Below are 17,910 nucleotides of genomic sequence, written 5' to 3'. Positions count from 1 at the left end.
CATCCAGAGGCCGGAATGACGACCATCACCTGCGCGGCGGCGCTGACCGACACCGATTTTGCCGAGCACCTCGCCCACTTGCGTGGGGCCCTCGAAACGCGCCTTGAGCAACTGTTGCCTGCGGTCGGCCACGAGCGCGACCTGTTGGCCGAAGGCATGCGCCACTGCACGCTGGCGCCGGGCAAACGTCTGCGTCCGCTGCTGCTGGCGCTGCTGGTCGAAGACCTCGGCGCTTGTCCGCAGGCCGCCTTGCAGGCCGGGTGCGCCATCGAAATGGTGCATGCGGCCTCGTTGGTGCTGGACGACCTGCCGTGCATGGACGACGCCGCGTTGCGTCGCGGACGGCCGACCCTGCATCGGGCTTTTGGCGAAGACGTGGCGATCCTTGCGGCGATTGCCTTGCTTTCGCGCGCCTTCGGCCTGCTGTCGGCGCTGGAAACCCTCAGTCCACGCGTGCGCAACGCCCTGGTGGCGACGCTCTCGGAAACCATCGGCGTGCAGGGCCTGGTCAAAGGTCAGTTGCAGGACCTGCGCGATGGCGCGACGCCGCGCACCGCCGAGCAGATCGCCGAGACCAACCAGCTCAAGACCGGTGTGCTGTTCGGTGCCATCGTCGAGATGGCCTGCCGCATGGCCAATGCCTCGCTTGACGTCAGCCGCGCGCTGCATGCCTTCGCCGAGGAACTCGGGCAGGCGTTCCAGTTGCTGGACGACCTGAAGGATGGCGACAGCGACACCGGCAAGGACTGCCTGAAGGATCAAGGCAAGTCGACGCTATTTGCCCTGTGCGGCGAAAAGGGCACCCGCCAGCGCCTCGATGCGCACCTGGCCGCGGCCAACCAGTGCCTGGTCCAGGCCGGCCTAGGGGGCGGGCGTATCGCCTCGCTGTTGCAGGCGTCGTTCAGCGATACCCGATCGAACCTTCCAAGCGCAGCGGGTTCTGCTGAACATCAGTCAGTGAATCGCGGAGGTATGCAATGAAATCCCATGATCCCCAACAGCCGCAGGATAAAGTGCCCGATGCCGTGTCTTCGGATCGCCTGCAGAAGGGCGAGCGCAACGAGGGTCCTGCCTTGGAGCGTCCTAACCCTGCCACCGAAACCGTGGACAAGGTCATCACGCCGACTGAGGTCAAGGAACTGGAAAACGACACGCGCGAGATCAATGACCGTTTGCGCGACGTGGAGCCGAAGCTGCGTCCCTGAGCCTACCTTGCGGGCCTGATCGCCAGGCCCCAGCCTCTCTTTCTGGCGGTATCGACTCACGACCCCGCCAACTGCGCCAGATAATCCCCAAATCCCTCCCGTGCCCGGCTGTCCCGACGACTGCTGGTGGCCACGCTGTTGCGTGCGGTCCAGGCGATCTGCGCGCCATTGGCTTCCAGCGCGCGCACCAACTGCACGTCCTCATGGGCCGGCAACGGCTGGAAACCGCCCGCCCGCCGATAGGCCTGGGCACAGATGCCGAGATTGGCCCCATGAATGTGTCGGTGTCCTTCGCGAGCTTCGTAGCGGCTGCGGTACAGGCGGCGCAGCGCAGCGTCCTGCCAAGGCTCCCAGCGGTCCACGTGCACCGTGCCGCAGACGGCCTCGGCCTCGCATTGCAGTTGCCACATCAGCCAATGCGCGGGCACGCGGCTGTCGGCATCGGTGCAGGCCAGCCAGTGGGCGCCGCGCTCGAGCATGGCCTCGGCGCCGGCACGCCGGGCGCAGCCCACGTTGCCCGCGTCCAGGCTCAAGGTGTCGACGCCGTGGCGCTCGGCGATGCGCCCGCTGGTGTCGCTGCAGCGATCCAGCACCACCAGGATCTGCACCTCGTGACCCGCCGTCTGCGCCGCGAGTGCGGCGGCTTTCACCGCTTTCAGACAGCGGCCCAGGCGTCGGGCCTCATTATGCGCGGGAATGATGACGGCGATCATAGGCAAGTCTCGTCCAGGTCGACCACGCTGGGTTGGCACGACCAGTACTCGAGCAGGAAGTCCGCTTCCTCGTGGCGGAACACGCGGTACAGCGGCAGGTACTCGGCCAGCCGCGCGTGCACTTCGCGGCCATCCTGCGGGCAGCCGGCGATGGGATGAAGCCAGTGGCAGGCAAGCAGCCCGCCGTCATAGCTCAGGCTGGCCACCGACTGCTCGATGACCTGCCGCCAGGCGCGTGCATCGAGGTAGTAGCCCACTTCGCTGAGCACGATGAGGTCAAAGCTGCCGCCCGGCCAGTCTCCCGGCAGGCGCGCCTGTTCAGCGCTGGCATGGGGCGCATCGGCCAGGCGCGCGCGGGTCAGCTCGACCGCCGTTTGATCGAGGTCCTGGCACAGCAGCCCGGCGCAGCGCTCGGCCAGCAGCGCGCTGAGTTCACCGTTGGCGCAAGCCGGTTCGAAGATCCGTTCGTAGCACTGGCGCGGCAGGCTGGCCATCACCAGGTCGCGCTTGCGCTTCTCGTACCAGCGGGTGCGAAAGGCCCACGGGTCTTCGTTGCGGGCGTACAGGTCGGCGAAATACTCGGCATCGAGGCTCATGGCAGATCCTTCTTCAGAGAAACACCAGTTCAAAGGGTTGCAGCAGGCATTCCAGCAGCTTGGCGGACAGCACCGGCGGACGGTCGTCATCGGCCTGCAACTGGCTGACGTGGGCAGCGATGGCTTGACGCTTGCGCGCCAGGCTGGCGTCGCTCAACTGGATCCGCCGTGCGCGTTGCCATGGCAGGCGCGGGTCATCGGCCTGCGCCCAGTGCCAGGCCCAGACCGGCACCTCGGCCAGCTCCGCACCGCGCGCCTGGGCCGCCTGGGCGCAGGCGCGGCCCACGGCGTCATGGTCGCAGTGGCCGTCCAGGCGCCAAGGACACATCAGCAGGTCGCCCGGCTGCAGCAGTTGGCTCAGGTGATTGACCAGGAACGGCTCGTCGCGGGGCAGGGCGCCGTCCTTGAGGTTCAGGCGCCGCCAGTCCAGCTCGCGCAACTGCAGATCGAGCTGCTGCAGGGCATGCTGACTTTCCAGCGGACGCTGGTGGCGCAAGCGTCGCTCGCTCCAGTGCTCGGAGCCAGGATGGCTACCTTCGCCGTCGGTGGCGGAGATCAGGATCAGGTCCTGCTCACGCCCCTGGAAATGGCTGAGCAGACCGCCCGCCATGAGGATCTCATCGTCCGGATGCGGCGCCACCAGGACCAGGCGACGCCCAGGCGGACACAGCTGTTCGGGGGTGATCCAGGCGGCGCAGGCCAGGTGGGCGGACTTCTGCCATTCGCTCCAGGGCGTGCCAGCGCTGGCCTGGATAAGGTTCTCGCTCATAGCTGCCAGTCTCCTGCTGGGCGCTGCGCCAGCTGTTGTCCAAGGGCTGCCAGGTCGCGCTCGGCGTGGCTCTGGCGCAGGTACACGGGTAGATCGACGTTGAGCCGGGCGAAGTGACTGTCGCGGCAGAACGGCGTGGCGCCCAGTGCGCGCCCGACATGGTGCAGAACCTGCTCGGCCGCCTGCTCGACCTGAGCCCGCGTGCGACGCACTGGGTAACTGGCATCGGCCACAGGGTGGGCATCGATCCACGCCGCGCACTCGCGCAGCGCGGTACGTGCCCCGAGCAAGGCGCTGTCCACCGCGCCCAGATGCGCGTGGGCATGGGCATCGGCACGGGGCGTGCGGCAATGTTCGCGCAGGTAATCGGCGATCGCTGCGGCGGCCCCGTACCAGCAGGCGGCGATGCCCGCACCGCCTTGCCAGAAGCCGGGGCGCGACAGGTACTGTCCCGGCGCGCCGACAGCAATGCCAGGGGAGTCGTCGAAGTTGAGGGTCACGCTGGCGGTGGCCGCCATGCCTTGGGCCTGCCAAGGGTCGGTACTCACGCGCTGGCTAGGATGCGGCAGGTCGATGGCCACCAGTTGCGGCTTCTCGTCTGCAGTCCAGGCAGTGATCAGCCCCCGGTCGATCTGCAAGGCCCCGGAACACCAGGCCTTGGCGCCTTGCAGTCGGACCTGCTCGCCGTCCCGGGCGACGATTCGGGCCCTTGCGTCGGGCGGCTCCGCTGCCCACACGCCCCAGAGGCCATCGCCGGCCAAGTGGGCGACACCGCACTCGGCCAGAATCGCCAAGGCATCGGTATGGCCCTCGTACAGCTTGGCCAGCGCCAGGTCACAACCGCCGATGCGTGCCAGCACTTGCCAGCGTTGCAAGGTCTGGCCTTGGCCGGGCAGGGGCAGCTCATCGAGTGCCTCGGCCTGCATTGCCTGCATCAGCGTGGCCAATCCAGGGTCCAGATGCAGGGCCTGGCTGCGCTCGCCGAAGGCGCGCAGCACAGACGCCAAGCGTGTTGAGTCGATGGTTGGATCACTGTTCATGCGGTGGCGTCCATTCCCAGTTGCTTGCGCATGCGCGCGGTGATCGATTGGCGGGTCGTGCTCATCTGCGCCCAAGGGTCGTCGAGGTCGGCCAGGCGTTCGTGCAGGTTGACGAGGGTCCACTGGTCAGCGCCTTTGAGCTGCGCCAGTTCCTCGGGCCAGATCGGCACCGACACAGGCAGTCCATCGCGCGCGCGCAAGGAATAGGCACTGACGGTGGTTGCGCCCTGGGCATTGCGCAGATAGTCGATGAAGATCCGACCCACCCGATTCTTCGGGCCGGACACGGCCGAAAAGCGATCAGGGAACACGTCCGCCATGTGTTGCACCAGGGCATGACTGAACGCCTTCACCTGCTCCCAGGATGCGCGTCGGGTGAGCGGCACCACCAGGTGCATGCCTTTGCCGCCGCTGGTCTTGAGGAACACCTTCAGGCCCAACTCTTCGAGCAAGGTGAGGGTCAATTGGGTGGCTTCGACCATGGCTTTCCAGGGCAACGCCGGATCCGGGTCCAGGTCGAGCACCAGGCGGTCGGGCTTGTCGAAGTCCCGGGTCGTGGCGTTCCAGGTATGAAATTCCAGGGTGTTCATCTGCACGGCGCCCAGCACGCTGTCGACCCGGTTCAGCACCATGGCAGCCTGTCCCGCCTGGGCTTTGTCGAACGTGCGCACGTGAGGCAGGTGCAGTTGCCCGGCATGTTTCTGGAAGAACAGCTCCCCGCTCAGTCCTTCAGGTGCGCGCACCAAGGCTACGGGGCGATCCTTGAGTTGTGGCAGCAGCCATTCGGACACCTGAGCGTAGTACTCCAGAACCTGACGCTTGGTCACGCCGGTGGTTGCATCGATGACGCGGTCCGGGTGAGTCAGGTGCAGATCGCCGAGGGCTTCAGGCTCGGCCTTGCGGCGCTTTGCGGCGGGCTTGGGCATGGGTTGTTCCAGGTCGATGGCAGTGGCTGGCTTGTCGTCGCGCAGCCCGTGGAACACCGCGTGGCGCACGATACCATCGCGAGTCATCTGGGCGTAGGCGACCTCAGCCAGCAACCGTGGTTTGAGCCAGTGCACGCCGTGGGCCTGGGTACCGCTGGGCGGCTTCGCTAGTGCAGGCTTGGCGCTGTGCAAGGGCTTGAGCTGGGCATGGAGGGTTTTCAGGGTGGCGGCGCTGAACCCGGTGCCGACTCGACCGGCGTAGCGCAACTCGCCGCTGTCGGCGTCGTGCAGGGCCAGCAGCAGGGCACCGAAGGCCGTGCGGCTGCCCTTGGGGTCGGTGTAGCCGACGATGACGAACTCCTGGCGCCGCGTGCATTTGAGCTTGATCCAGTCGCGGCTGCGCTGGCCGCTGTAGGGGCTGTCGGCACGTTTGCCGATCAGGCCTTCGAGCCCCAGACGACAGGCGCTGTCGAGCAGCGAGTCGAGCGGTTGATCGAAGTCGCCGGAGTAATGCAGCACATCGGATGCATCGTTCGCCAGGAGCTGTTGCAGCGCGTCTCGGCGCTGCGACAGCGGCACCGGGCGCAAGTCCTTGCCGCCCAGGAAGGGCAGGTCGAACAGGTAATAACGAATGGCGTGGTCGTCATCGCGGTCGAAGGCGTTTTGCAGCGCCTGGAAATCCGCGACGTCGTCATCGCCGTTGACCACCACCTCACCGTCGAGCCAGGCGCTGTCCACGGACAGCGCACGCAGGGCGTCCACCAGCCGCGGCATGCGCGCGCTCCAGTCATGGCCGTTGCGGGTCAACAGGCGCACATCCTGGCCGTCGATTCGCGCAAGAATGCGGTAGCCGTCGAATTTCACTTCATAGCGCCAGTCGCCCGCAGGCGGGGCGTCCACCAGCGTGGCCAGTTGTGGTTGCAGTGTCTGGGGCAGGCTGGCTTTCTTCGCCCGAGCGGGTGTGGACTTTGCGGTCTTGCGCGTGCGCGGCGCCAGGGTGCGATCGCTGACGACGCTGTCGGGTTGGTCCTCGACGATGCTGTAGTCGTCCTCGCTACGGGCGTGATCGTCCTCGGACTTGACCAGCATCCACTGTTCTTTCTTGCCTTCCAGGCGCGTGCGAAAAAGATTCCACGTTCCACCGAGCTTCTCCCCTTGCAGGCGAAAGCGCAGCTTGCCCTTGGCATAGGCCGCCTGCGGATCACCTTCAGGCTGCCACACGCCCCGATCCCAGACGATCACATCGCCGGCGCCGTAATGACCCTCGGGAATGTGCCCTTCGAAGTCGGCGTAATCCAGCGGATGATCTTCAACGTGTACGGCCAGGCGACGCACGCTGGGGTCCAGTGACGGCCCTTTGGGCACCGCCCAGCTCTTGAGTGCACCGTCCAGCTCCAGGCGGAAGTCGTAATGCAGGTGGCTGGCGTCGTGCTTCTGGATGCAGAACTGCAGCGCATGGTCTGCGGCTTGGCGACGGCCCTTGCCAGAGGGCTCGGGCGTGGCCTTGAAATCGCGCTTGCGCTGGTATTCCTGCAGCGGCTTGGCCATGACGAACTCCGGGACGTTCGCGGATCGGTCTCTGGTTGAGGCGATCGGAACAGGCAGAGTTCAAAAAAGACTGATCACCGTGATTCCGGCCAGCACGATCAGCCCTCCGAGGATGCGCCGTGCGAGGTGGCCTTCATGAAAAAACCACCACGCCAGGAATGAACCGATGACGATTGAAGACTCGCGCATCGGCGCGACCAGTGCCACCGGTGCGCGCTGCATGGCGGTCAGCACCAGCACATAGGCCAGCGGGGAGAGCAGGGCGACGGCCAGGATCGGCGCTGCGTTGGCACGCAGCGCGACCGCAATGCCATGCCGGCGTCTCAACGCGAAAGGGGTCAGGATCAGGCCCTGTAGCAGCAGCGTGCCGGCGTAGTAGCTGACCGGCGGTAAATGCCACCCGGTGACAGCGTGGCTGTCCCATAACGTATATCCGGCAATGCTGGTCCCGGTCGCCACACCCCAGAACACGCCTGGGGACAGCAGGCGGCCAGCGCCCCCGAAAACCTGTCCGACGACGACGAAGATCCCGATGACGATGAGCAACGCGCCGCACATCGCTGCCAAGCCTAGTCGCTCCCCGAGCAGGGTAACCGCGATCACCATGGTCAGCAGTGGACCCGAGCCACGGGCGACTGCATACACCACGCCAAGCTCTGCGCGGTCGTAGCCAGCTTGGAGGATGAGCGAATAGACGATGTGCAGTAGCGCCGAGACGACGGATGCGACCAGGAGCCGGCCATCGAGTGCTTGGTGTTGCTCGGCCATCAGTACCAAGGCGATCGGCAGGCACACTAGCGCGCTGGCGCAGGTATAGGCCCAGACGAACAGCAAAGTGTCGCCACGCTTGTACTTCGCGGCGACGTTCCACAGCGCATGGGCGGTGGCTGCGATGAGCACGAGCGCTATTGTGTCGAGGCCCATCAGTCGATATCGGGCAGGTCGATACCGGCCCGCTCGGCTCGACGGTTGCGCTCAGGGTCGCGCATGGCGAGCGCCGTGACCAGCGAGTCGACGACCACTAGCTGGGCCAGCCGACTGCCGGCGGCAGCCATTTGCGCCGGCAGCGGTGCGCCGCCGATCACCAGAGCGGAGTCCGCGAGATTGGCCAGTGGCGTGCCGTACTGATTGGTGATGGCGATCAGTGAGGCCCCGGCCGAAGACGCAGCGTCGGCAACGGCGAGTGTGGTGGCTGTGCGTCCGGTCGAGCTGACGGCGATCACGACATCGTCCTGCCCTAACAGGCGTGTAGCGATCATCGCTGACAGATGGTCCTGGATGCCGACCGTCGTTACGCCCACCGCACGCAGGCGGAAGACGGCGTCGGCGGCCACGATGGAGGACGGGCCGGCGCCGAAGGCGATCACTTGCCTGGCAGAGCGCAGCGCTTCAACCGCTCGGTCGAGCGCTGCGATGTCCAGCGCGCCCAACAGCGCATCCAGGGCGTGAGTGCCGGCATGGATCGAAGACTGGATCACGTCAACCGACGTTGCATTGGCTCCGAGCGCCTGTGGAGGTGCGAAGAATTGGTTTGTACCCCGTGCCCGTGCGATCTCGATCTTGAGTTCGGCGAAGCCGCCGAAGCCCACTGCCCGTGCAGCGCGTACCACGCTTGGCGCAGAGACGCCCGCGCGGGCGGCGACCTGCGCAGCTGTGCTCGTACCGACGAACAAGGGATCGGCCATCAGCAGGGCAATGACCTTGCTTTCGCTGGCGGCCAGATCCCCGCTTCGGGCCTGAACGCTGCTTAGCCACTGGGCGATGCGTGTCGAGCTATTTGAAATTTCGTTACCATTCTTTTCATCCATTTGTTATTTATTACATGGCATGGCGAAAGACTCAACCCAGTTTTCAACGCTTTCAGGAGCATCCGTCCATGACCAACAATCATTGCGTGTCTGTGGCTATCGTCGGCCCTGGTGCCATCGGTATCACTCTGGCGGCCATGTTGCACGAATGCGCCCGCACGCCGGTGTTATGTGGTCGACGGCCGCGCGATGAACTCACGCTGCTGGATGGCGAGCGCAGCATCCGCGTTCCCGGACCCGTGCAGACGAGTCCCGATCAGATCGGACCAGGCTTTGATGTAGTCTTTCTTGCGGTCAAAGCGACCCAAACCGACGCAGCGGCCGCTTGGCTGTCGGCCCTGAGCGGTCCGCAGACCGTCGTGTGCGTCCTGCAAAATGGCGTCGAGCAGGTGCAGGCCGTGTCTGCCCACCTGGCCGAGGCGCGTGTGGTGCCCGCAGTGGTCTGGTTTCCTGCCCAGGCACAGGCCGACGGCTCGGTTCGCCTGCGTGGAGAGGCACGCCTGAGCCTGCCGGACATTCCCGCTGCCGAGGTGGTCGTGCGAGCACTGCGTGGCACGCGATGCGGCGTCGAGTTGAGCGCCGACTTCAAGACGGTGGCGTGGCGCAAGCTGCTCCAAAACGCCCTGGCCGGTCTGATGGCACTCACCCAGCGTCGCGCGGGCATGTACGCCAGGAGCGATATCTCCAGGTTGTCACTGGCTTATCTGCAGGAGTGCCTGGCCGTCGCTCGCGCCGAAGGCGCTAACCTGCGCGACGACGTGCCCCAAGCGATTCTCGACCAATTTCAGGCCTTCCCCAGCGACATGGGGACCTCCATCCTGACCGACAGTGAAGCCAACCGACCGCTGGAGTGGGACATCCGTAACGGCGTCGTGTCGCGTTACGGGCGAGCCCATGGTATTGCCACCCCTATCAGCGACATGCTGGTAGCACTTCTCGCCGCGGCGAGCGACGGACCGGGCTGACTGGCCGCTGGCTTGGACGCATGACGACGACATGCACGCTGAAAATCTGAATTTTCCCGAGCCGCGCAGAGTCGACCGCTTGAACGCACTTGACCGGAGAGCCGCCATGGCCCAAGCAGACGACGAGAAATACCGCCCCCAGGAAATCGACGACACCGAAGACCGCATGGGCAGCATCCGTGAGCTGGACTTCAGCGAGCGCAAGGATGAACGCCGTGGGCGTGTGGGCGACGAACGCCCCGATGCCGAGGCGGAGCAGGATTTCTCCCCAGAGCGGGTCGCCGAGAGCGGCATGAGCGGGGGCGAGGCGCTGACCGAGAGCTTGCACGAGGACAACGTGACCATGGACGACCTGAGCCTGGACACGCTTTACGGCGTTCCGGGTGCCCGTGACGCCCAGGATTCGGCCGAGGATGATGGGCCCGCCGACATGAACCTGCGCGAAGTGGATGCCGATGAAATTGCCGGTGGCAATGGCCTGGACGAAGCCGAACTGGCCCACGTCAAGCCCCTCGACGGCAAGCCGTGGACCGATGACGATTCGAACGCCGATGGAGAGCACCGCCATGAATGAGCAACGTTGCGCCTGTAACCACTGTTCCTGCACGGTTGACGCCAACGCCTTCTCCCACGACGGCAAGGCCTACTGCTGTGAGGCCTGCGCGAGCGGTCACCCGCACGGCGAGCACTGCCGCATGGGCGACTGCGGCTGCGGCGCAGCGACCCAGCCGGACGAAAAGAGCGTCGACAATGCGCTGGACGAAACCTACCCGGCGAGTGACCCGATCTCGCCGTAACCACGTTGGCAACCGTTACGCTCAGCGTAATGAACTGCCGCCGTGCTTGATTGATGCCCCCCACGCCCAGGCCTAAGGTGACTCCACGACAGCGAATCCGTGGAGTCACCCATGACCACAACACAGCATCCACCGCCGCCGCACTGGTCGAGACGGCGCAGCGAAAAGCAGCGCCGCCTCGAACGGGTGCGTCACTTGGCCGAGGGCCGGGTACTGCCCAGCGAGCGGATCGTCGAGGCGCTGGAGTTGCTGATCGCCCCAGGCGATCGCGTGGTGCTCGAAGGCAACAACCAGAAGCAGGCCGATTTCCTCTCCCGCTCGCTGGCCAAGGTCGATCCCGAGCGCCTGCACGACCTGCACATGATCATGCCCAGCGTCAGCCGAGCCGAGCACCTGGATCTGTTCGAGCGGGGCATCGCACGCAAGCTCGATTTCTCCTTCGCCGGACCGCAGAGCCAGCGCATCGGCCAGTTGCTTGAAGACGGGCTGCTCGAAGTCGGCGCTATTCACACCTACATCGAGCTCTACTCGCGGCTGTTGGTGGACCTGATCCCCAACGTGACCTTGGTGGCAGGTTTCTGCGCCGACCGGGACGGCAATCTCTACACCGGCCCCAGCACCGAAGACACGCCGGCACTGGTCGAGCCCACCGCGTTCAGCGACGGCATCGTCATCGCGCAGGTCAACCAGCTGGTCGACCGGGTGGACGACCTGCCGAGGGTGGACATTCCGGCGTCCTGGATCGATTTCGTGGTGGTCGCCGACCAGCCGTTCTACATCGAACCGCTGTTCACCCGCGACCCACGGCATATCAAGCCAGTGCACGTGCTGATGGCGATGATGGCGATTCGCGGGATCTATGAACGTCATCAGGTGCAGTCGCTGAACCATGGCATCGGCTTCAATACCGCCGCCATCGAGCTGATCCTGCCGACCTACGGCGAGTCGCTCGGCCTCAAAGGCAAGATCTGCCGCAACTGGACACTCAACCCACACCCCACCTTGATTCCCGCCATCGAGACCGGTTGGGTGCAGAGCGTGCACTGCTTCGGCACCGAACTGGGCATGGAGGACTACATCGCCCAGCGCCCTGACGTGTTCTTCACCGGCCGTGACGGCTCCATGCGCTCCAATCGCCTGATGTGCCAACTGGCCGGGCAGTACGCGGTGGACCTGTTCATCGGCGCCACCTTGCAAGTGGATGGCGACGGTCATTCCTCCACCGTCACTCGGGGCCGCCTGGCGGGCTTTGGCGGTGCGCCGAACATGGGCCACGACCCGCGCGGACGCCGCCATGCCACCCCCGCGTGGCTGGACATGACCGTGCCGGACACCCTGCTCGAACGCGGGCGCAAGCTGGTGGTGCAGATGGTCGAGACCTACCAGGAAGGCGGCAAGCCGACCTTCGTCGAGACCCTCGATGCGGTGGCGGTGGCGAAAAAAGCCGGCATGCCGCTGGCGCCGGTGATGATCTATGGCGACGACGTCACCCACCTGCTCACCGAGGAAGGCATCGCTTACCTGTACAAGGCGCGCAGCCTCGAAGAACGCCAGCAGATGATCGCGGCGGTGGCCGGCGTCACGGCCATCGGCCTGCGTCACGACCCCAAGGACACCGAGCGCCTGCGCCGCGAAGGGTTGGTGGCCTTGCCCGAGGACCTGGGCATTCGCCGCACCGACGCTAGCCGCGAGCTGCTGGCCGCGCGCAGCATCGCCGACTTGGTGGACTGGTCTGGTGGCCTCTACAACCCGCCCGCACGTTTCAGGAGCTGGTGATGAAAGCGAACATGCTTGCCCCTTTGAGTCTGGCGGAGCGCCTGGCGGACCTGGCGGTGGACGCGCTGATCGACGAGGCCGAGCTGTCGCCCAAGCCCGGTCTGGTGGACCGTCGCGGCAGCGGCGCGCATGGCGACATGAACCTGGCGCTGATGCAGGCCTCGGCGCTGTCGCTGTGGCCGTGCCTGCGGCAGATGGCCGAGGCCGCGCAACGGTTTGGCCACATCGCCACGCCATTGCGCGCCGAACTGGGGCGTCTGGGGCGTGAAGGCGAAGCGGCGATGTTGGTCACCACGGCGGGGGTGAACACCCACCGTGGCGCAATCTGGGCGTTGGGCCTGCTGGTGGCGGCGTGGGCCTTGAACCCGGCCGACAGCGACCCGCTGAGTGTGACGGCGCGGGCAGGGCGCTTGGCGCTGATCGAGGATCCTGCCGCGCCGATCGCGGACAGCCATGGCTTGCACGTGCGCCGCCGCTACGGTGTCGGCGGTGCCCGCGAGCAGGCCCAGCAGGGCTTCCCGGCGATCATCGGGCATGGCTTGCCGCAACTGCTGCGCAGCCGCGCCGCCGGCGTCGGCGAGACCCCTGCGCGGCTGGATGCCTTGCTGGCGATCATGGCCGCGCTCAGCGACACCTGCGTGTTGTGGCGTGCCGGCGAGCAAGGCCTGGCAGTCCTGCAGCAGGGCGCCCGGGCCGTGCTGGAGGCCGGTGGCAGTGCCAGCCTGGCCGGCCGTCGCCACCTGCGCGCGTTGGATGCGCGCCTGCTGCACCTCAATGCCTCTGCGGGCGGGGCCGCCGATTTGCTGGCCGCCTGCCTGTTCCTCGACAAAGCCGGGAGCCTGTGACATGCAAACCCTGACCTTCGAATTTCCCGCCGCGCAGCCGGGCCGGGGCCGCGCCCTGGTCGGCTGCGTCAGCTCGGGCGACCTGGAAGTCTTGATCGAGCCGGGCCAGCCGGGCCGTCTGCAGATCCAGGTGCTGACCTCGGTCGATGGCAGCCAGGCGCGCTGGAGCCAGTTGTTCGATCGCCTGTTCCAGGGCCGCGCCTGGCCTGCGCTGAACATCGACATCCATGACTTCGGTGCCACCCCCGGCGTGGTGCGCCTGCGCCTGGAACAAGGCTTCGAGGAGATCGATCATGACTGACCGCGAACACCTGCTGCGCAGCCGCAGCTTCGTTGAGCTGGGCGCGCGCCAGCGCGCTGGCGCCGTGCTCGATCCGGGGAGCCTGCGCGAACTGCTCGGCCCGTTCGAGCGCCTGATGTCGCCCTGGCTGCCGTTGCAGGGCATCGTGCCGCAGGCCGATGACGGGGTGGTCATCGCCAAAGGCCTGCTCAATCAGCGCCCCGCCGTGGTGGCCGCCATCGAAGGCGGGTTCCAGGGCGGCAGCATGGGCGAGGTGGGCGGTGCGAAGATCGCCGCGGCGCTGGAGTTGGCCGTGGAAGACAATCGCCAGGGCATCCCGACCTGCGCTGTGCTGCTGCTGGAGACCGGTGGTGTGCGCTTGCAGGAGGCCAACCTGGGCCTGGCGGCGATCGCCGAGATCCAGGCCGCGATCGTCGCGCTGCGCGCGCATCAGCCGGTGATCGGCGTCATCGCCGGGTCCGTCGGCTGCTTTGGCGGCATGTCCATCGCCGCCGGACTGTGCAGCCATCTGCTGGTGACCCGCGAGGCGCGCCTGGGGCTGAACGGGCCGCAGGTGATCGAGCAGGAGGCCGGTATCGGCGAATACGATTCGCGCGACCGACCGTTCATCTGGAGCCTGACCGGGGGTGAGCAGCGCCATGCCAGCGGTCTGGCCGATGCCTATGTGGCCGATGACGTCGACCTGATCCGTGAGCAGATACTGCACCTGCTCGAACAACCCAGCGCCCGGCGTGCCAGCCGGCATGCCGAGTTCCTTGAGCGTCTGGCCCGCTTGGGGAGCGATTGCCCGCAAATGGACGCCGCCGCCGTGCGTACCCTGTATCGAGGAGAAGCCTGATGAACCGTGCCCAGAAGTGGTTGCAGCACCTGGCTGAAGGTCAGCCGCTGGCGGGGTTGCCAGCATCGGTGCAGGTAATCGACGCCGAACTGGACAATCGCCCGGCGCGCTTCATCGCGGTGGTCCCCGATGCGCACAATCCCTTTCCCCGCGCCCGCAATGGCGAGGTGGGCCTGCTCGAAGGCTGGGGTCTGGCCAAGGCGGTGGATGACGCGGTGCAGGCCGATCGTGAGGGCGACAAGCGCGTGCTGGTGGCACTGATCGACGTGCCGAGCCAGGCCTATGGTCGGCGGGAGGAAGCCTTGGGCATTCATCAGGCCTTGGCCGGCGCGGTCGAGGCCTATGCCCAGGCCCGTCTGGCCGGTCATCCGGTGATCGGGCTGCTGGTGGGCAAGGCCATGTCCGGCGCGTTTTTGGCCCATGGTTACCAGGCCCAGCGCCTGATCGCGCTGGACGACGAGGGGGTGATGGTGCACGCCATGGGCAAGGCCGCCGCCGCGCGGATCACCCTGCGCAGCGTCGAGGCGCTCGAGGCGCTGGCCGCCGAGGTGCCACCGATGGCCTATGACCTGGACAGCTATGCCTCGCTGGGCTTGCTGCATCAGCGGGTGGGCGTGACCAGCGCCGAGGCGCCGACAGCCCAGGACGTGGCGCGGGTGCGTGACGTGCTGATCGAGGCGGTACGCGACATTGGCACGTGCACCGACTTGAGCGTGCGTCTGCAGGGACAGCACCGCAGCGCCTCGCGCGCGGTGCGTCAGCGTCTACGGGCGCAGTGGCAGGAGGCCTGAGATGAATGCCGTGCGCCCCCACGACCTGCTCTGGGGCATGACTCCGGACCTGCTGCCCGCTGACGCGCCAGCGTGGGCGCGGCAGGCGCTGGCAGCCGGTGAGCCGGTGGTGGTGCGCCGCGCGCTGGAGGCGGCGGGCTGGGTGGCGGTCGGTCTGCGCGGGCGATCACGGGCGCAGCGCTTTGCCGCACGCATGCCGCTGGCGCAGGTCGTGCGCCGGATCGCCCCCGAGCGCCTGCGCTGGCAGGGCGACACCGATCTACCCGCATTGCAGGCGGTGGCGCAGGTCGCCGCTGTCCTCGACGCGCAGGGGTGGTGCTGGGGGCCAACCGGCAGTGTCGGCTTCCAGTTGGCCAGCGGTATCGAGGTGGTGCACGCCGACAGCGATCTGGATGTGCTGCTGCACGCACCGCAGCGGCTGTCGTGTGAACGGGCGTGTGACTTGCTGGGCGCGCTGGAGGCAGTGGCGTGCCGGATCGATGTGCAGCTCGAAACCCCGCAGGGGGCTGTCGCGCTGCGCGAATGGGCCAGCGGTGCCCGCCAGGTGCTCTTGAAAGCGGCTTCGGGAGCGCGATTGGTGAGCGATCCCTGGTCGCTTGAGGAGGTGGCCACATGAGCAGTCTGTTCGCCTTCCCCGGCCAAGGCGCCCAGCAGCCCGGCATGCTGCATCATTTACCCGAAGGCAGCCGCGACGTGCTGGAGGCGGCCAGCGAGGTGCTTGGCGAACAGGTACTGGCGCTTGACAGCGCCGAGGCCTTGCAGCACACCCGCGCGGTGCAGCTGTGTCTGCTGCTGACTGGGGTGGCCTGGGCGCGCTGGCTGTTGCGCCGCAGCCCAGCGCCGGCCTGCGTGGCCGGCTTGTCGATCGGCGCTTATGCAGCGGCAGTCACGGCCGAGGCGTTAAAGCTGGAGGACGCAGTGCGCCTGGTGTCGCTGCGCGGCGACCTGATGCAGCGGACATACCCCAGCGGTTACGGAATGACCGCCCTCAGTGGCCTGGAGCAGGCCACGCTTGAGCGCGTGTTGGCCGAGGTTGGCGGTGAGGTCTACCTGGCCAACGTCAACAGCGACAACCAACTGGTCATTGCCGGCAGCGATGCCGCCATGGGCGCGGTGGTCGCTCGTGTGCGCTCGCTGGGGCAGGGCGTGGCCCGCCGTCTGGCGGTCAGCGTGCCGTCGCACTGTGCATTGCTGCAGGCCCCCGCGGCGACCCTGGCACAGGCCTTCGCCGAGGTCACGCTGCAGCGCCCGCGCCTCACCTACCTGAGCGGCAGCAGCGCGCGGGCGCTGTTCGACCCGCAACGCCTGCGCGAAGACCTGGCCTATAACATGGCGCGCCGCGTCGATTGGCGCGCCACCTTGCGCAGCGCCTGGGAGCGCGGCGTGCGGCTGCACCTGGAGCTGCCTCCGGGCAGCGTGCTCAGCGGCTTGGCGCGGCGGGTGTTCGACGCCGGCAAGGTGCTGAGCGTCGAATCGACCCGTGCAGATACGCTGGAGGCGCTGTTGCGCCAGGAGGTGGCTCACACCCGATGACTGCGCTGGCGCTCGAAGGACAACAACAAACAACTTCGATACAACCTGAGGACAACAATAATGATCATCTATGGTGTGGCTCTGCTGGCGGTCTGCACGCTGGCCGGCGTCATCGTCGGCGACTTCCTGGGCGTGCTGCTGGGCGTCAAATCCAATGTGGGCGGGGTCGGCATCGCCATGATCCTGCTGATCTGCGCGCGGCTGTACATGCACCGCAACGGGGGCATGAGCAAGGAGTGCGAGTTCGGCGTCGGTTTCTGGGGCGCGATGTACATCCCGGTGGTGGTGGCCATGGCGGCGCAGCAGAACGTGGTGACCGCACTGCATGGCGGGCCAGTGGCGCTGGTGGCTGCGGTGGGCGCGGTGCTGGTGTGCGGCGCGACCATCGCGCTGATCAGCCGCAGCCACCGTGGCGAGCCGTTGCCGGCGCTCGAAGCGCCAGTACCTGCTCAGGCAGCTGTGGCGGGAGGGCGCTGAGATGTGGTCGATCATTGAGAAAGCGTTGGCGCACAACGACCTGATCACGGCGTTTGCCGTGGTCGGGGCGGTGATGTGGGTGTCGGTCATGCTCTCCAAGTACCTGACGTTTGGCCGGGTGCACGGGTCGGCGATCGCCATCGTCATCGGCCTGGTCCTGGCCTGGGTGGGGGGCACCTTGACCGGCGGGCAGAAGGGCCTGGCCGATCTGACCTTGTTCTCGGGCATTGGCTTGATGGGTGGGGCGATGCTGCGCGATTTCGCCATCGTCGCGACGGCATTCGAGGTCCAGGCGACCGAAGCGCGCAAGGCCGGGGTGATCGGCGCGGTGGCCTTGCTGCTGGGAACGGTGCTGCCGTTCATCGTCGGGGTGGTTGTGGCCTGGAGTTTTGGTTATCGCGACGCGGTGAGCTTGACCACCATTGGCGCGGGGGCGGTGACCTATATTGTCGGGCCGGTGACGGGGGCGGCGTTGGGGGCCAGTTCCGAGGTGATGGCGTTGTCGATTGCCACTGGGTTGATCAAGGCGATTCTGGTCATGGTGTTCACGCCGGTTTCGGCGCGGGTGCTGGCCTTGGATAACCCGCGTTCGGCGATGGTGTTTGGGGGGCTGGCGGGGACGGTTTCGGGGGTGACGGCGGGGTTGGCGGCGACTGATCGGCGGTTGGTGCCCTATGGGGCTTTGACGGCGACCTTTCATACGGGGTTGGGGTGTTTGATGGGGCCTTCGGTTTTGTATTTTTGTGTGCGGGGGATTGTGGGGTGAGGGGTGGGTTTTGGGTTTTTTGAGGGGCGATGTGATTATCCGGATTTTGGGGTGGGGCTGATTCACCTTTTCGCCTTTACGGCGACCCTCTTAATGAGATGGTCACCCCGGCACCCTACGAGGCGTACGCTTTCGTAGGGTGTTTTTACTTCGGAGACCGTCATCATGAGCAACGTGACCCTGATCGGCATCGACATCGGCAAACATACCTTCCAC

General features: G+C 66.6%; 21 protein-coding genes. 14 read left to right on the top strand and 7 right to left on the bottom strand.

Going from position 1 to position 17,910, the window contains the following annotated elements:
• The first annotated feature begins 15 nt into the window (after positions 1–15).
• Positions 16–981 (top strand): polyprenyl synthetase family protein, encoded by a 966-nt coding sequence (locus Q6A47_RS21600; RefSeq protein WP_080754725.1) that lies wholly within the window; start codon positions 16–18, stop codon positions 979–981.
• Entirely contained in the window at positions 978–1,205 is a 228-nt protein-coding gene (locus Q6A47_RS21595; protein ID WP_304485334.1) for a hypothetical protein, read from the top strand. The genes Q6A47_RS21600 and Q6A47_RS21595 overlap by 4 nt, the downstream gene beginning before the upstream one ends.
• A gap of 56 nt (positions 1,206–1,261) precedes the next feature.
• Here Q6A47_RS21595 and Q6A47_RS21590 read toward each other — a convergent pair whose 3' ends face one another.
• Genes Q6A47_RS21590 through Q6A47_RS21560 form a run of 7 tightly spaced genes read right to left on the bottom strand, consistent with a single transcriptional unit; the run spans position 1,262 to position 8,605 of the window.
• Complete coding sequence (locus Q6A47_RS21590) at positions 1,262–1,918, bottom strand: glycosyltransferase family 2 protein (protein ID WP_304485333.1); 657 nt, start codon at positions 1,916–1,918, stop codon at positions 1,262–1,264.
• Positions 1,915–2,514, bottom strand: coding sequence for a class I SAM-dependent methyltransferase (locus Q6A47_RS21585; protein ID WP_039577365.1), 600 nt, complete (start codon positions 2,512–2,514; stop codon positions 1,915–1,917). Before Q6A47_RS21585 ends, Q6A47_RS21590 begins: the two co-directional genes overlap by 4 nt.
• A 13-nt stretch (positions 2,515–2,527) precedes the next feature.
• Positions 2,528–3,283, bottom strand: coding sequence for a PIG-L deacetylase family protein (locus tag Q6A47_RS21580; protein ID WP_304485332.1), 756 nt, complete (start codon positions 3,281–3,283; stop codon positions 2,528–2,530).
• Positions 3,280–4,323, bottom strand: a complete 1,044-nt coding sequence (locus tag Q6A47_RS21575) for an acyl-CoA dehydrogenase family protein (protein ID WP_304485331.1) — start codon at positions 4,321–4,323, stop codon at positions 3,280–3,282. Before Q6A47_RS21575 ends, Q6A47_RS21580 begins: the two co-directional genes overlap by 4 nt.
• Positions 4,320–6,797 carry a DNA ligase D gene (gene ligD, locus Q6A47_RS21570; protein WP_304485330.1) on the bottom strand — a complete coding sequence of 826 codons (2,478 nt, stop codon included), beginning with the start codon at positions 6,795–6,797 and terminating at the stop codon, positions 4,320–4,322. Before ligD ends, Q6A47_RS21575 begins: the two co-directional genes overlap by 4 nt.
• A gap of 60 nt (positions 6,798–6,857) precedes the next feature.
• Complete coding sequence (locus tag Q6A47_RS21565; protein ID WP_304485329.1) at positions 6,858–7,721, bottom strand: DMT family transporter; 864 nt, start codon at positions 7,719–7,721, stop codon at positions 6,858–6,860.
• The gene (locus Q6A47_RS21560) at positions 7,721–8,605 is read right to left on the bottom strand and encodes a MurR/RpiR family transcriptional regulator (protein WP_304485328.1); all 885 of its coding nucleotides are present in this window, start codon (positions 8,603–8,605) and stop codon (positions 7,721–7,723) included. The genes Q6A47_RS21565 and Q6A47_RS21560 overlap by 1 nt, the downstream gene beginning before the upstream one ends.
• A 68-nt stretch (positions 8,606–8,673) precedes the next feature.
• Between Q6A47_RS21560 and Q6A47_RS21555 the strand changes: the two genes are divergently transcribed.
• The 12 genes from Q6A47_RS21555 to madM all read left to right on the top strand — a co-directional run bounded on the left by Q6A47_RS21555 (position 8,674) and on the right by madM (position 17,694).
• On the top strand, positions 8,674–9,570 hold the full coding sequence (locus Q6A47_RS21555; RefSeq protein WP_304485327.1) for an oxidoreductase: 897 nt from the start codon (positions 8,674–8,676) through the stop codon (positions 9,568–9,570).
• 106 nt (positions 9,571–9,676) lie between these two features.
• A complete protein-coding gene (locus tag Q6A47_RS21550; RefSeq protein WP_039577376.1) occupies positions 9,677–10,144 on the top strand; it encodes a hypothetical protein in 468 nt (155 codons plus the stop codon).
• Positions 10,137–10,367, top strand: coding sequence for a metallothionein (locus tag Q6A47_RS21545; RefSeq protein WP_029612109.1), 231 nt, complete (start codon positions 10,137–10,139; stop codon positions 10,365–10,367). Before Q6A47_RS21550 ends, Q6A47_RS21545 begins: the two co-directional genes overlap by 8 nt.
• A 111-nt stretch (positions 10,368–10,478) precedes the next feature.
• Positions 10,479–12,143, top strand: a complete 1,665-nt coding sequence (mdcA, locus tag Q6A47_RS21540) for a malonate decarboxylase subunit alpha (protein ID WP_304485326.1) — start codon at positions 10,479–10,481, stop codon at positions 12,141–12,143.
• Entirely contained in the window at positions 12,143–12,988 is an 846-nt protein-coding gene (locus Q6A47_RS21535; RefSeq protein WP_304485325.1) for a triphosphoribosyl-dephospho-CoA synthase, read from the top strand. The genes mdcA and Q6A47_RS21535 overlap by 1 nt, the downstream gene beginning before the upstream one ends.
• 1 nt (position 12,989) lies before the next feature.
• Positions 12,990–13,289, top strand: a complete 300-nt coding sequence (locus tag Q6A47_RS21530; protein ID WP_039577386.1) for a malonate decarboxylase subunit delta — start codon at positions 12,990–12,992, stop codon at positions 13,287–13,289.
• On the top strand, positions 13,282–14,127 hold the full coding sequence (locus Q6A47_RS21525; RefSeq protein ID WP_304485324.1) for a biotin-independent malonate decarboxylase subunit beta: 846 nt from the start codon (positions 13,282–13,284) through the stop codon (positions 14,125–14,127). The genes Q6A47_RS21530 and Q6A47_RS21525 overlap by 8 nt, the downstream gene beginning before the upstream one ends.
• Positions 14,127–14,918, top strand: coding sequence for a biotin-independent malonate decarboxylase subunit gamma (gene mdcE, locus Q6A47_RS21520; protein WP_295486928.1), 792 nt, complete (start codon positions 14,127–14,129; stop codon positions 14,916–14,918). The genes Q6A47_RS21525 and mdcE overlap by 1 nt, the downstream gene beginning before the upstream one ends.
• Position 14,919: 1 nt before the next feature.
• Positions 14,920–15,534, top strand: coding sequence for a malonate decarboxylase holo-ACP synthase (locus tag Q6A47_RS21515; RefSeq protein WP_304485323.1), 615 nt, complete (start codon positions 14,920–14,922; stop codon positions 15,532–15,534).
• Entirely contained in the window at positions 15,531–16,451 is a 921-nt protein-coding gene (gene mdcH, locus Q6A47_RS21510; protein ID WP_304485322.1) for a malonate decarboxylase subunit epsilon, read from the top strand. The genes Q6A47_RS21515 and mdcH overlap by 4 nt, the downstream gene beginning before the upstream one ends.
• Positions 16,452–16,511: 60 nt before the next feature.
• On the top strand, positions 16,512–16,928 hold the full coding sequence (madL, locus tag Q6A47_RS21505) for a malonate transporter subunit MadL (RefSeq protein ID WP_304485321.1): 417 nt from the start codon (positions 16,512–16,514) through the stop codon (positions 16,926–16,928).
• Between the two features lies 1 nt (position 16,929).
• Positions 16,930–17,694 carry a malonate transporter subunit MadM gene (gene madM, locus Q6A47_RS21500; protein WP_116888103.1) on the top strand — a complete coding sequence of 255 codons (765 nt, stop codon included), beginning with the start codon at positions 16,930–16,932 and terminating at the stop codon, positions 17,692–17,694.
• The last annotated feature ends 216 nt before the right edge of the window (positions 17,695–17,910 follow it).

The organism is Pseudomonas boreofloridensis, assembly GCF_030580795.1.
GTDB lineage: Bacteria > Pseudomonadota > Gammaproteobacteria > Pseudomonadales > Pseudomonadaceae > Aquipseudomonas > Aquipseudomonas boreofloridensis.
This window is presented reverse-complemented; position numbering and strand designations above follow the sequence as displayed.

Excerpts from the sequence above, each read along its gene's own strand:
- Q6A47_RS21535 (WP_304485325.1), top strand. The coding sequence starts at position 12,143 with ATGAAAGCGAACATGCTTGCCCCTTTGAGTCTGGCGGAGCGCCTGGCG.
- mdcE (WP_295486928.1), top strand. The coding sequence starts at position 14,127 with ATGAACCGTGCCCAGAAGTGGTTGCAGCACCTGGCTGAAGGTCAGCCG.
- Q6A47_RS21555 (WP_304485327.1), top strand. The coding sequence starts at position 8,674 with ATGACCAACAATCATTGCGTGTCTGTGGCTATCGTCGGCCCTGGTGCC.
- Q6A47_RS21530 (WP_039577386.1), top strand. The coding sequence starts at position 12,990 with ATGCAAACCCTGACCTTCGAATTTCCCGCCGCGCAGCCGGGCCGGGGC.
- Q6A47_RS21585 (WP_039577365.1), bottom strand. The coding sequence starts at position 2,514 with ATGAGCCTCGATGCCGAGTATTTCGCCGACCTGTACGCCCGCAACGAA.
- Q6A47_RS21560 (WP_304485328.1), bottom strand. The coding sequence starts at position 8,605 with ATGGATGAAAAGAATGGTAACGAAATTTCAAATAGCTCGACACGCATC.
- Q6A47_RS21545 (WP_029612109.1), top strand. The coding sequence starts at position 10,137 with ATGAATGAGCAACGTTGCGCCTGTAACCACTGTTCCTGCACGGTTGAC.
- Q6A47_RS21580 (WP_304485332.1), bottom strand. The coding sequence starts at position 3,283 with ATGAGCGAGAACCTTATCCAGGCCAGCGCTGGCACGCCCTGGAGCGAA.
- mdcH (WP_304485322.1), top strand. The coding sequence starts at position 15,531 with ATGAGCAGTCTGTTCGCCTTCCCCGGCCAAGGCGCCCAGCAGCCCGGC.
- ligD (WP_304485330.1), bottom strand. The coding sequence starts at position 6,797 with ATGGCCAAGCCGCTGCAGGAATACCAGCGCAAGCGCGATTTCAAGGCC.
- Q6A47_RS21575 (WP_304485331.1), bottom strand. The coding sequence starts at position 4,323 with ATGAACAGTGATCCAACCATCGACTCAACACGCTTGGCGTCTGTGCTG.
- madL (WP_304485321.1), top strand. The coding sequence starts at position 16,512 with ATGATCATCTATGGTGTGGCTCTGCTGGCGGTCTGCACGCTGGCCGGC.
- Q6A47_RS21595 (WP_304485334.1), top strand. The coding sequence starts at position 978 with ATGAAATCCCATGATCCCCAACAGCCGCAGGATAAAGTGCCCGATGCC.
- Q6A47_RS21525 (WP_304485324.1), top strand. The coding sequence starts at position 13,282 with ATGACTGACCGCGAACACCTGCTGCGCAGCCGCAGCTTCGTTGAGCTG.
- mdcA (WP_304485326.1), top strand. The coding sequence starts at position 10,479 with ATGACCACAACACAGCATCCACCGCCGCCGCACTGGTCGAGACGGCGC.
- Q6A47_RS21600 (WP_080754725.1), top strand. The coding sequence starts at position 16 with ATGACGACCATCACCTGCGCGGCGGCGCTGACCGACACCGATTTTGCC.
- madM (WP_116888103.1), top strand. The coding sequence starts at position 16,930 with ATGTGGTCGATCATTGAGAAAGCGTTGGCGCACAACGACCTGATCACG.
- Q6A47_RS21550 (WP_039577376.1), top strand. The coding sequence starts at position 9,677 with ATGGCCCAAGCAGACGACGAGAAATACCGCCCCCAGGAAATCGACGAC.
- Q6A47_RS21565 (WP_304485329.1), bottom strand. The coding sequence starts at position 7,721 with ATGGGCCTCGACACAATAGCGCTCGTGCTCATCGCAGCCACCGCCCAT.
- Q6A47_RS21590 (WP_304485333.1), bottom strand. The coding sequence starts at position 1,918 with ATGATCGCCGTCATCATTCCCGCGCATAATGAGGCCCGACGCCTGGGC.
- Q6A47_RS21515 (WP_304485323.1), top strand. The coding sequence starts at position 14,920 with ATGAATGCCGTGCGCCCCCACGACCTGCTCTGGGGCATGACTCCGGAC.